Annotated in this window: 10 protein-coding genes and 1 pseudogene; 3 read left to right on the top strand and 8 right to left on the bottom strand. The window is 60.7% G+C overall.

Annotated elements, in window-relative coordinates; all coding sequences use genetic code 11:
* Positions 1-271: 271 nt before the first annotated feature.
* Complete coding sequence (locus QRM96_RS19840) at positions 272-907, bottom strand: PAS and ANTAR domain-containing protein (RefSeq protein WP_285320679.1); 636 nt, start codon at positions 905-907, stop codon at positions 272-274.
* Between the two features lie 288 nt (positions 908-1,195).
* Between QRM96_RS19840 and QRM96_RS19835 the strand changes: the two genes are divergently transcribed.
* Positions 1,196-1,342 (top strand): lmo0937 family membrane protein, encoded by a 147-nt coding sequence (locus QRM96_RS19835; protein WP_285243205.1) that lies wholly within the window; start codon positions 1,196-1,198, stop codon positions 1,340-1,342.
* Between the two features lie 485 nt (positions 1,343-1,827).
* Here QRM96_RS19835 and QRM96_RS21075 read toward each other — a convergent pair.
* The 4 genes and pseudogenes from QRM96_RS21075 to QRM96_RS19820 all read right to left on the bottom strand — a co-directional run.
* Positions 1,828-2,062 (bottom strand): annotated as a pseudogene (locus QRM96_RS21075) (hypothetical protein); the annotation flags it as partial.
* A complete protein-coding gene (locus QRM96_RS19830; RefSeq protein ID WP_285320678.1) occupies positions 2,059-2,751 on the bottom strand; it encodes a hypothetical protein in 693 nt (230 codons plus the stop codon). The pseudogene QRM96_RS21075 and the gene QRM96_RS19830, both read right to left, overlap by 4 nt.
* 426 nt (positions 2,752-3,177) lie before the next feature.
* Positions 3,178-3,741, bottom strand: coding sequence for a putative glycolipid-binding domain-containing protein (locus tag QRM96_RS19825; protein WP_285320677.1), 564 nt, complete (start codon positions 3,739-3,741; stop codon positions 3,178-3,180).
* A 375-nt stretch (positions 3,742-4,116) separates the two neighbouring features.
* A complete protein-coding gene (locus QRM96_RS19820) occupies positions 4,117-4,416 on the bottom strand; it encodes a DUF4193 domain-containing protein (protein ID WP_285320676.1) in 300 nt (99 codons plus the stop codon).
* 753 nt (positions 4,417-5,169) lie between these two features.
* On the opposite strand from QRM96_RS19820, the gene QRM96_RS19815 reads away from it, so the two are divergent.
* Entirely contained in the window at positions 5,170-5,967 is a 798-nt protein-coding gene (locus QRM96_RS19815) for a PDDEXK nuclease domain-containing protein (RefSeq protein ID WP_285320675.1), read from the top strand.
* Position 5,968: 1 nt separating this feature from the next.
* On the opposite strand, the gene QRM96_RS19810 is transcribed toward QRM96_RS19815, so the two are convergent.
* Together QRM96_RS19810 and QRM96_RS19805 are read right to left on the bottom strand one after the other, a co-directional pair.
* Entirely contained in the window at positions 5,969-8,263 is a 2,295-nt protein-coding gene (locus QRM96_RS19810; protein WP_285320674.1) for a tyrosine-type recombinase/integrase, read from the bottom strand.
* Positions 8,260-9,336, bottom strand: a complete 1,077-nt coding sequence (locus QRM96_RS19805; RefSeq protein WP_285320673.1) for a tyrosine-type recombinase/integrase — start codon at positions 9,334-9,336, stop codon at positions 8,260-8,262. The genes QRM96_RS19810 and QRM96_RS19805 overlap by 4 nt, the downstream gene beginning before the upstream one ends.
* 332 nt (positions 9,337-9,668) lie before the next feature.
* On the opposite strand from QRM96_RS19805, the gene QRM96_RS19800 reads away from it, so the two are divergent.
* Entirely contained in the window at positions 9,669-10,739 is a 1,071-nt protein-coding gene (locus tag QRM96_RS19800) for a PDDEXK nuclease domain-containing protein (RefSeq protein WP_285320672.1), read from the top strand.
* Here the strand turns inward: QRM96_RS19800 and QRM96_RS19795 are convergent.
* On the bottom strand, positions 10,734-11,867 hold the full coding sequence (locus tag QRM96_RS19795) for a tyrosine-type recombinase/integrase (RefSeq protein ID WP_285320671.1): 1,134 nt from the start codon (positions 11,865-11,867) through the stop codon (positions 10,734-10,736). The genes QRM96_RS19800 and QRM96_RS19795 overlap by 6 nt on opposite strands.
* Positions 11,868-11,896: the final 29 nt, after the last annotated feature.

The following is an 11,896-nucleotide window of genomic DNA, read 5'->3' as shown; positions in this document are numbered from 1 at the left end:
GCATTGTCATCCGATCTCAGTGATGCCCCGGTCGCCGGCCCTTCCCCCCATTTGTGGGTCCCTACTTGGGGCGGGAACTTGGTTTAAGGGTAGGACCGGTTCTTACACGGCGGCGCATTTTGAGCCACAAGGTTCGCTCAAGACTGGGCGGCCGGCACCGCCGAAACAGGGGGCGGATACCCTTTTCACTCCGCTCCCGATCCGGACCCAATACCCGGGGCGGCGTTCTATACATCTGAAGGATCAAAGGTCGGTCTTGCCGGGAGCAGTGTCAGGGCTGGAGGTGCCCGGTCTTCCAGTCGTTCAGCAGGTGGGTGGCGCGACCGTTGTCCATGGCCTCGATGAAGGTGGCGGCTACCGTGTGGAGTTTGGTGTTCGTGTGCTGGCTTTGGGCGGCGAGAATTTCGAAGGCTTCTTCGGCGCTGATAAGAAATAGTCCACGGAGGATGCCCTTGGCCTGCTCAATCACGGCTTTGTGGGCGAGTGCACCTTGAATTGCTTCATCAGCTGCCTGGCGGGTCTCTTCGTGCATGGTGCGGGTCAGGTCCACCATGAAACCTGCCGCATGTTCGGGTCTGCCGGACTCGTCCAGCGTGGCGTGGAGGGAGGAGAAAACCTGGCGTTGCCTGCCTCTGCTGTCGATGATCCTGTGCAGCAGTGCGATTTGACGGCCAGTGTCCGCGAGGCTTCGCAGCAGTTGCTGGAACGGTCCGCGGTCATCAGCATGCTGATGCGCCATCAACAAATCCAGGGTGGGCACGACCTGGCCGGGATGGAATCCATGGATCTTATACAAACCGTCAGACCAGATCATCTGCCCGGACGCCAACTCGAGGTCAAGGGTCCCCGCCGGGCACGCACCCTCAGCCGTTAAGGGGAACAGGTAGGTCTCCAGGTCCGGTGTCATCAGCAATCTCCAGTCCGTTGAATGCCCTCGGCAATCACAGGACATCGCCCCGGCCGACAGCCGGGGTTTCTATTATTTGCACAGCTACCGTTGTTGCTATCACAAACGAACGCTTTACGACGGGCGTAAGGTGGCCTGTCGACACGACACCATTAGACCCCCAACAGATCACACCATTTGCACTAAGCATGCTTAGTATTAAGCTGAAGCTGCCCGGACCCAAGCGCCAAGCCAGGCGCCCGGTCCGCGGGACCACATTTCGGTGTGTAACAACTGAAGAAGACACTCATGTTGCTTTGGATCGCCATCATCATCGCCGTTCTCTGGCTGCTTGGTCTGCTGGCCAATATCGGCGGAGGACTGATTCACATCCTTTTGGTCGTTGCCGTGATCGTCCTGATTGTCCACTTCGTCCGTGGCAGGTCCCGCGTCTGAAACCATGACGATGCTTCGAAAGCCCGCATCATGATGCGGGCTTTCGTATTAGCCGGAAATTCGCCGTGTCAAGGACCCCCTCCTTGCCGCAGACGTTATCCGGCGGTTCAGGACCGGGAGTGACCCAGGGCGCCCCGCCACAGTGACTGGCAAAATGGGCGAGGAGAGGCGATGGTTTCATCGCTGGCTGTAGTGCAGATCATTGTGCGACGCTACCGAGGAAAGCACCTGTCGCATGTCGTTTGGTGTGGCACAAACTTGCTTTCCGCCAACCCAAAACTTACCCCGGCGCTTGCCCGCCAAGGGGAGCAGCTGCGCCGCGGCCGTCGTAAGGTCCGGCGATGTTCACTGCTCTCTTCCAGACCCGTCCCCGGCCAACGTCGCAGTTGTCATCGGACGGGATTCCACCCAACGGTCCCTCTACGGCCCGATTCCTGGCCATAAATTCCAGGCGGCGCCGGCCCTGTCCCTCTCAATAAGCCCTGAAGCCGTGCTTCGTCCGGCAAGTCCCGGTGCCAGCAGATAAGCAAGCAACCACTTCAGAGCTGCATCTGGTAGCAAGTTCCTGGACCCGAGTAACCGCTACAGCAGCGAGTTGGTGTCCGGATTGACCTTCGAGACGGCGGTATAGTCCACCTCGCCGACGAGGCCCTTGCGGATTTCTGACTCAGCCCTGCAGGAACTCCTTTGTTCCTTATCGTCAAGCCGCTGGGCTGTTATTGGCCGAGCATGGAGACGGCGTGGGCTATGACGAGTGCCAAGAGCACGAAGCCGCCGAAGGCTTCCAATCCCATAAGCGCTTTCGCCCGGGCTGAAAGCGGCATGCTGTCCGTGGGACTGAAAGCCATGGAGTTGGACAGCGAGAAGTATAGATAGTCAATGAACGCCGCGGTCCAGCCGGTTTTTACCGAAGATCTCACGGCAACCTCCGTTACCGCGTCGTGGTCTTCATCTTGGGGGAAGCGGAAGTCTGCTCTGGGCAGCTCATGCCGCGGCATGTGTCGGCGGGATACGGGTCCGCCCCGGTCCAGTTCCCAGTAGACCAAGGCAAAAGCGATGACGTTGGTTACCCATACCTGAAGTGCGGCGAGCAAAAGAGTTGGGCCCTCGCTGGTTTTTGCATTTGTGAGGGCGATAACCAGCTGAACCAAGGCAGCTTCGTTTGCTACGACCAGCAGAAGTGCCTGGCCAACGGAAAGAAATCTGGACCAACGTGTTTCGCGGGTAAGACGCCGCGGATTCAAGGCCACGAGCGGAATCAGGAGGCCCAACCCGACGAAGACGACGATGTAGCGAACACCTGGCAGAAACGTCGTCGGCAGCGTCCCGTACAGACCCAGCGCGGCGATGAGGCCAATGACGGCAGGCCAGCGATGCTCCGCTCCGCTCTGCTTTTCCTCTGTGATCATGATCAGGAGTTTAGGCGCGTGGTATGAGGCGGAGCATCAGGCACGAACGCCGGGACGCCGATCATTTTAACCAGGAAGTAAGAGACCATGGCGCCGGGTTTGTTTTGGGCGAGGAGAGCGTTCAGGTGGCCCGCGTGGTCGATGGGCATTCCATTGACGTCCCCGACTCCTGTGCAAGGGGCTTCGTACATGGCGAGTTTGCGGATCGGGACACCTGCGGCCGCTGGTTCGAGGGCAAGAGCGGCGCCGGAGGAGATCCCATAGGCAAAGGGGATTCCGCCCGCATGGGAGGACGGCGGCGAGGTCATCGACTTCCAGTTCCCCCGCGACGCAACGCCGGCGCACCCGCGTCCGCAGACCCTGCTTTTCCAGCGTTTCTGACCGTGCAGCTATCGTGCCGCGGCGTGTTCGACGACAGGGGTTTGGCTAGGCGTTTGGGCGCTGCGGCTTTCCGGCCGCGGGATCGCGTGAGTACAGGCCGGGGTAGTCAATGACGAACCCGTGAGCATCAACGGTGATCTGGCGTGTGAAGTCGCTGTCCAGTGACTCGTAGAGGTAGAGATTGGTGGCGGTTCTTGTATATGCCTGCGGATCGGGCGTCACCCGTAAGGAGGGAACGTCAACGTACGCCGTGATGATTTCCGCACGACCCCCTACGGGCAGGCTGAGCCGCCGGACCGGCAGGGTGTTCGTGAAGGGGCTGAACGCCAAATCGATGTCAACGGCGCCCTTTAGATCCAGGCGTGGCTTCTGATTGACGCTCCACGTTCCATCGCGGTTCCGGCGGACTTCAAGCTGCCGATCGTCGTACCCATGGAGCGTAAGCTCACGGAAGACCCACCCGGGGGTAAGGGTCACCGCATAGGCGTAATGCCCGTCGTGGTTAGCGCCGGTGGATAAAGCACGTAGTGTTCCGCGCTCCTTCGTGAGGTGGAGGCACTCGATGCTTGGCGTACTTACGCCATACCAGGTGTATTCCATCGTTCTCATGCTGGTGCCAGCTCCGCCATCACTACCCATGGTCGTCGTTACCTCTGGGCGAATGGAGAAGACCCTGGCGGCGGTGACCATGCCGGCCGATGTTCAGGACCATGCTGGCCGATGTTCAGCAATCCGGAAACGCCAGGCCCGTCCCCACGGCAGGGAAAGGCGCACCCCGTTCGCAGAGCGCGCCCTTCACTTTCCCCACGCCGATTCCCCTTCGGCTGGAATGATCATAATCCCGCATTGTTGAGAGGGGACAAGCCCTTTCGTATTCGCAGCGGAAGCGTCATCCAGAAGGGCGTGGCTTCCGCCATGCTGTTGCTGGGTGTCGTGGAGCCGGCGGGGCCGGCAGTGCCGGTCGATAAGGCCCAAGGGCAAGGCTCAGCCTTCGCACTCAACGCAGTACCCGTGGCCGTCCTTTTCGCGGACTTTCTGGGAGCGGTGGCGTACGAGGAAGCAGGAGTAGCAGGTGAACTCGTCGCTGGCCTGCGGGATGACCTGAACGGTCAACTCCTCGGAAATAAACTCCCCGCCAGGGGTAAGCCCATCCAGGACATCGGCTTCGTCGAGTTCGAGAACGACTGACTTGGCGTCGGGCGCCTTGGCGGACTTGAGCGCCTCCAAGGAGCTGTCCTGGGATTCCTTGACGTCGGTGCGCAGTTCGTCGTAATCAGTGGCCACGGAAGTTCATCTCTTTTCTCATGAGGGTTGTCGGCGACTGCAACATACAGCACAACAGAAGAATTCCGCACTTCTCGGACGCAATGAGCCCACATGCGGCCACAGCGTAATGTCCTAGGTCACCGGACCTCTGCACTTCCGCGCGATGGGGACTTTCATGCCCCGCGCGCTGCTGGCGTTCAAGCGGAGTCAGTCCTATTGCCGGGCGACGAAGACGCCCATTCCTGGCACGGTGTACTGTGCGAACCGATGGCCGGAGGACTTTCCGATGAGGCGCGCTGGCTGGTAACGGGCCTGTGGGTTGTCCCGAGGCGGCTGCTCAGGTCTCCCATGGCGGACAGGCTTCACTATCCTGGCTCATGGCGCGCACATAATGCCGCTCTGCAGGTGCGGCCCGTTACCGGCGTGCGAGGCAGAATCCGTGGTCCAGCTCCGCCGTCCCGGCTCTACGGCAACCTTGACGTCAGCCGACGGGTGATCACCTTCTCACGCAGCATCCCAAAGAGTGCGCCCGTTGCCAGCGTTCCTGCCCGAGTGCGTGCAAGCGGAGGCGCTAACCTGATCCGCCCCAGATAATTACGGTCGGTCCGGTCGGGAGGTTCCATCGAGCGGGAGGATCCCGCGGCCCTGCTCGACGCAGCTTCTATGGCCGCTGGGCGGCGCAATCCGGCTGGTTCAGTAGTCCAAAGTTCTTTGGACTGGGGCCTCCGCGTGGATCTGTATGGTGTCGGGAAGGGCAGTTAGGGTGGAAGCGTGTCTGTGATTGAGCCTGAACTGCCAAGCGGCTACGCCGTAACACTCGAGTCGCTGAAGGCTTTGGTTGCTTCCGCTCAGCTGCGTGCCCAGCGAGTCGTCAACGCGGCCATGATCGAGCTCTACTGGAAGATCGGCTGTACCATCTTGGAGCGGCAGCAGGCTGAACCATGGGGGAGTAAGGTGCTGGGGCGCCTGGCCGATGATTTGCGCAGGGAATTCCCGCACATGAAAGGCTTCTCTCGCAGGAATCTGTACTACATGCGCGCCTTCGCGGAGGCATGGAGCGCCCCAGATGAGTTTGTGCAGACGGTGTCTGCACAAATTACCTGGAGTCACAACGTCGCCCTCCTCGAGCGATTACAAGACCAAGACCTGCGCGAATGGTACGCCAAGCGATCTTTCCGGCATGGCTGGTCCCTTGCTGTCCTGGAACACCAAATAGCTTCCCGACTACATGAACGAGAAGGCTCGGCGCCCAACAATCTCGAGGCGCGTCTTCCGGGGGAGGGCACGGCGCTGGCACGTGAGGTCGCGAAAGACCCCCTGGTACTGGATTTTCTCGGCCTGAGCGCAGAAGCCGACGAGGCTGCCATCGAAGAAGCCATGACTCTGCGCATGTCTCAAACGCTCATGGAGTTCGGGACAGGAATGGCGTTCGCTGGCCGCCAAGTGCATCTTGAGGTCGGCGGTGACGATTTCTACATCGACCTTCTGCTGTATCACATACCAACCGATCGATTTAACTGCACTAAGGGTTTGCGTCGGCTGGGGGAGCAGTTCGCTTTAGCTGCCTGACTTAGTGTCCGGTGTATAGCTCGGCGCCCCTGCTGACCCGGTCGCTGATTTGGGTGGCTTGGACTTGTTTCTCCCGGATGTGGCGCAGTGATTCCTCGAGCGCGGCGACTTCGCCTAGCCACGTCTTTTGCTTGGCCTCTTCAAGTCGCGTGACTGCGTTTGTCTCCAGCTCGTGAAGTCTAGGCAGCTGGGCAGGGTCGACTTGGAGCATGGGGCACCGCACACAAGCATGCTCATGGATGCAGGGCGTGCCGTAGGGGCGGTGGCATGTTCCGAGGGCAACCCTTCGGAGAGTGAAGTGGTTCTCGAATTCCGCCCATTCTTCCGAGGTGGGATCCCGGTACTCCTGGGCGGGGCGGAAGACTCGACGGTTGTCGATGAAGCTGCGGTAGTTTCTGATGACCTGTTCGGGGTAGACGGCGATGTACCCCTGGGTCGTGTTGAGGTTCAGGTGACCGAGTAGGTGTTGGGCGATGTGGACGGGCAGGCCGCTGTTGACGGTCTCCGTTGCAAAGATGCGGCGCAGGTCGTGAGGGGTGAAAGTTAGCGGGGTTCCGTCGATGTCCTTGCAGTCCGCTTTGGCGGCCAACGCGCCGAGGAGGCTTCGGGCACCTGCGGTGGAAAGTACCCGGGGAACTCCGCCGAGCCTGAGCTGGAAGAGGTGAGGAAGCTTGGCTCCCCAACTGCGTTCCAGGGGGTCGAAGCGGCTTACGAGGGGAAGGGTGGCATCCGGTCCCTTCACCCTGCGAATAATCGTGGCCAGGACTGAGGCCAGTTCCGGGGAGGCTGGGATGAGACGTTCCCTGTCGGTTTTCGATGGAGCGACGTGCAGCAGGACTGTCGCTTCTCCGGCAGTCGGATCGTAACGCCGGATGGAGGTATGGGTCAGTTCAACGAGTTCCTCAACACGCAGTCCTGTCAGACGGAGGACCTCGAGAATCGCCCAGCTCCAGAACGCCGTTTCTTCCGCTCTATGCAAGCGTATGACAGCACCAGTCTCTAGGTTCTCAACCGATGGCCACCCGTTGTCCCGGTAGTAGCCGCGGACAACGCGGCGGTATGTCGTCCCGTGAACGGTCAGGAGTTCACCTTCCACTGCCTTGGATGCTGCTTGGAGAAGAGCTGCCGTTTCGGCGTGCTCCTTCGCAGCCGCCGAGACGAGGGCATTGAGCCAGGGTGCGAGGGTTCGGGTGCGCTGATGCATGCGCGACTGCCGTTGGTGCTTTTGCTTGGCTAGGTTGCTGGTTTCGGCCGCGCTGACCGGCGACGGACAGGCCCACAGCGCCCACCGCTCGGGCTCGGTGATCGCCCACTGGGCAAGGTCGGTGTAGAACGCCCGCACCGCGGTCAGGTGCGCAAAGTAGTCACGGCGTTCCCGCCCTCCAGACAGGTACCGAAGGCGCTGCTTCCAAGCTGTCGCGGTGTCGTGCGGGAGCCTGATGGTGTCCTGCCCGGGATGATGGCGTTCAATGTCGGTCCAGAAGTTCCGGACCAGCATGCGGGTCAGCCCGGCCAAGGACGTGTAATCGAGAGCGGCAGCTCTCTCCGTAAGGTAGTCGATGAGCAACGAGCGGATCCTCGGATTGCTTACCCCGTACGTGTCGACGAGCTGTGGGACAGTGCGCCGTCCCTCCAGCTGCAGTGCGCGGTAGTCGGCTGGCTCTCCTGATAGAGCCCCGCAAGCCTGGAGGGCTTGCCAGACCACGCCGACCGACCGGGTTCTCCTCAAGGCTTTCCATTCAGCTTCGGCACGAAGGAACTGTGATGCCGTGACGCTTAGCAACGGGACACCTGTACGGATCCTCAGGAGGGTCATTGCGTTCAGGGCCAACATTTTGGAGGTTTTCGACAGGCGGAAAGTGCTGAGCTTCTCATCCAACAGGGCAAACGTTTCGGAGTCGACGACGCTTCTGTAGGTGATGAACATGTGCGGTGGGGTGGCGGTCCGCAGCCAAAGCATGGAAGGCCGGACGACGCCAAGAACGACGAGAGCGATCACGGCACTGCCCTGCAGCGACTTCCTGTACGGAATGAGATCCTGTTGCCCCCATGACGTGCCAGCCTGGTCACAACCTGCCGCAATCCAACGCTGCTGCCAGTTATCGCCGGGGAAAGTACCAAGCCATTCCAAGAGGTAGGCCAAACCTTTTGCCCGTTCCACCTGTCTTTTCTTGGTCCCTGGGAGCAGCTCGGTGGAGCGGGCGGTAATTTCGTTCAGGCTCCACCGGGCGCCCTCAGGGGCGGAGCGCGACTCCCAAGAGGTCGCGGCTTCAGGGACGGTCACGGTGGCCGTCATGGCAAGGTACCGAAGAGCTCGGTCATGTCTGACGGGTCGTATCCCCAAGCGGGTGTTGGTGTTGAATTCGGAGGCGCCTCGTGGTGCTGCAGGACGCGTTGGAGCATGTCCTGGGTGTTGGTGTGGATGTATTTGGACGTCGTGGTTAGGTGCTTGTGCCTGAGAACGGCCTGCACATCGGTAAGAGGAATGGACGGGTCATTGGCCAGCCGGGAAGCGCAGGTATGGCGGAAATCGTGCAGCGTAACTCCGGTTCCCAGGGCCTTGTTTACTCGCACCAGCATTGCCCGCAAAGCAGAGTATTGCAGTGGGCGATAAGGCCGGCGAAGGGTACGCCACAGGGCATCCTCAGGCGAGTCCAAGGGCATCTCGCCAAGGTAAAGCCTCAGCCAAGTCAATGAGTCGGGGGACGTGGGCACCCATTGGTACGCGCGAGTCCCTTTGGATACAACCGCGATTGACTGGTTGCCCCAGTCGACGTCCCGGGCCTTCATTCCGAGCAGTTCGCTGGCCCGGGCACCTGTGGCCAGGTACATGGCCACCAATGCTTTGTCCCGGGTAGAGGTCAGGGCCGTGAAGACGCGGTCTACGAGGTCGTGGGAGAGCGCCCTGGGTGTCCCTGTGACGACGCGCTGCCGGTAAAGCGCCCGCTTCTGCGGCTGGAAAGGGGCCAGCGGGTTGTGATGTTCGTACCGGCGCATGCCCATGGCAGCGCTAGGTACCGGATTCGCAACCGGCCCCTGACCTAGCCGGGCGTGATGCTCGTAGAAAACAAAAAGTACCGAGAGCATGTGGTTGATCGAGGTGGGACTGTACGCGCGCCTGCCTTCCTGCCGTGGCTGCCTCATCCAGAGGACCAGGTCGCGTACGTCCTCCCGCGTCGCTGTACTCCAGCGGATCCCGACGGCGGCCAGGAACCTCCACCAGCGCAGTAGGTCGAATGCGTAGGAACGAAGGGTCTGCGGGCTGCAGTCATTAGTGGCCAGCGTGAGCAAGAAGTTGTCGATCTCCTTGGCATCGGCGGTCAGGCCGGTGATGCGCCACGGCAAAGCGCCGTCCGCCGTCCTGGTCACGCGGCCGATCCTCGGCAAGTCCGCCCCCGGTAGAACGCGTGGAGAATGGAACTCCTGACGGGAATCGGTCCAGTCCATAGCTGAGCCTTGCAGAACGGCAGGCCACCGGCCGTACGACACTCCGACATGCGCCTAGGGTGGGCCGCCATCTGCCCGCCAAAGGTGACTGATCCGCTGTCTGCCGGCCAACTGTCCAAAGTTCTTTGGACCATTTGTTGCAAGGATGGGGAGCCGCGCTGGATCGGGTTCTTAATTGTCCAAAGTTCTTTGGACTATTAAGGCGAAGGCCGTCCTGAGAGGGCCCTGTCGGCTCCAACGACTAAGGTGGGGGCGTGCCCCAGATAGAACCTGAACTGCCCAACAGCTATGCCGGCATCCTCGTTTCCCTCAAGGAACTCGTCAGCTCGGCACAGTTACGCGCTCAGCAGGCCGCAAGCAATGCCATGGTCCAGATGTACTGGGAAATCGGGTCCACAATCATCCAACGGCAGGCAGCCCAGCCCTGGGGAACCAAGGTGCTGCAGCGACTAGCAGCAGACCTGAAATCAGCGTTTCCCCACATGCGTGGATTCTCTCGTTCAAACCTCTTCTACATGCGTGCATTCGCAGCAGCCTGGGACCTATCCGACCCTGCAGACCAGGCTCGGGTTGGCGGCCTGCCTTGGGGCCACATCATCGAACTGCTCAAACTGAAAGACCCCGAGATCCGCAATTGGTACGCGGAACGAGCAGGTGAACACAACTGGAGGCTTGAAGTCCTCGAGCACCAAATCACGACAGGACTTCATCGCAGAGCTGGTGCTGCACCGAACAACCTCGAAGAACGCCTCTCGGAGGATGGGGCAGCACTGGCGCGCAGTGTAGCCAAGGATCCCTTGGTCTTCGACTTCCTCGGTCTGACCAAGGAAGTCGAAGAACTTGCCATGGAGGAGGCCATGACCCAGCGGATGTCCCAGACATTGGCTGAGTTCGGCCGAGGCTTCGCCTTCTATGGCCGGCAATTCCACCTTGATGTCCAAGGTGAGGACTTCTACATCGACCTTCTCCTTGTACACGTGCCGACCAACCGTTTTGTCGTTGTGGAGCTGAAGTCCGGCAAATTCAGGCCCGAACACTTGGGACAATTGAACTTCTACGTGGCGGCCGTCAACGACCTAGTGAAGTTTCCAGGCATGGCCCCCACGGTGGGCATACTCGTGTGCGGCTCCAAACATGAGCCAACAGTCCGCTACGCGCTGGACGGCTCATCCCAGCCCGTTGCAGTTAGTTCCTACACCTACGACTCCCTTCCACCGGAGGAGCGGGCGGCACTGCCATCACCGGAAGCAATTACTGCAGCACTCGAGCAAGGAACGGTACCGAACGCCGGTAGCGAGGACCAAAACGGGAACCCAACGCTATGAGATAAATCCCCGGACGGACCGTTCCGTGGCGTCTGCGCCATCCTGGAGCGCCTGGGGCATGAGGTGCCCGTAGACCTGCTCAGTGGTTCGCACGGATGCATGGCCCAACCGGCGGGAAATTGCGAAAAGTGAAATTGCCCCGTCCTGGATGAGCCACGAGGCATGGGTATGCCGCAGGTCGTGGATTCGTGGCGACTTTGTCAAGCCCCGGGAGCAGGCGGCTTGGACTGCTGGAACCCAATGATGCTGCCAGAACGGTTTGTGCGAGATGCGGCGGCCGTGGGCCGTGGCGAACAGCAGCCCGTCGCCCGACCGGCCTGCAACAAGGGGGATGAGTAGCTCCACCAGGGTGGGATTGAGCCCGATGGTGCGCTTTCCTGCACAAGTCTTGGTCGGCCCGATGTAGTAGCGAGACTGTCCATCGCGTTTCCACGCCTTGTTGATTCGTGCGGTCGCCGGCTTGGAGAGGAGATCGATGTCGGTGACCCTGAGTGCCGTCGCTTCGCCAAATCTCGCCCCTGTCATGACCAGGAATTGAGCAAAGGTTTTATACGGCTCGTGGATGCCTTCAATGAGCAGGCCGAACTCGGCATGAGTGAGGAACATGACGTCGTCCTCTGCCCTTTCAACTGTGGGGAGGGGAACGCCGCGGCAGGGGTTGCGGGAGACGTACTCGAGCAGTTCGGCCGTCTTCATTGCAGCAGACAGAAGACCGTGCATGTTGTGAATGCTTTTAGGCGCGACTTCATGGACCATAAGGCCCTTGATCCAGCACGTGACTTCCCTGTATCCGAATTCGTCAACGGGAATGTGCCCGATCGTGTTCCGAATGTGTAAGTCGAGAATTCGCTGGTACGTCCCGATAGTTCCGGGGGAGGGACGGACCAGAAGGTCGATGTGTTCCTGGACCACGTCAGCTACCGTGGGAATGCCCGGCTTCCCCAGATGGTTGGCGGGCTGAGGCAACGCGGGCATCCGCCCGCCGTTATCGAGGTACTGAACCAGGCTGAGGGCTTCTTCCTCTGACCTCAGAGTCGCGCGATGTTGGTGATGGGTCTTATAGTCCCGCCACCGAACCGTAAAAGCCGTGGTTCCATCCGAGCGGGGCCGAGTGACAATGTTGGCCACTACGACAGGCTACGTCGAAGTGACTTGGC

It is taken from the genome of Pseudarthrobacter sp. lyk4-40-TYG-27, from assembly GCF_030209295.1.
Taxonomy (GTDB): domain Bacteria; phylum Actinomycetota; class Actinomycetes; order Actinomycetales; family Micrococcaceae; genus Arthrobacter.
This window is presented reverse-complemented; position numbering and strand designations above follow the sequence as displayed.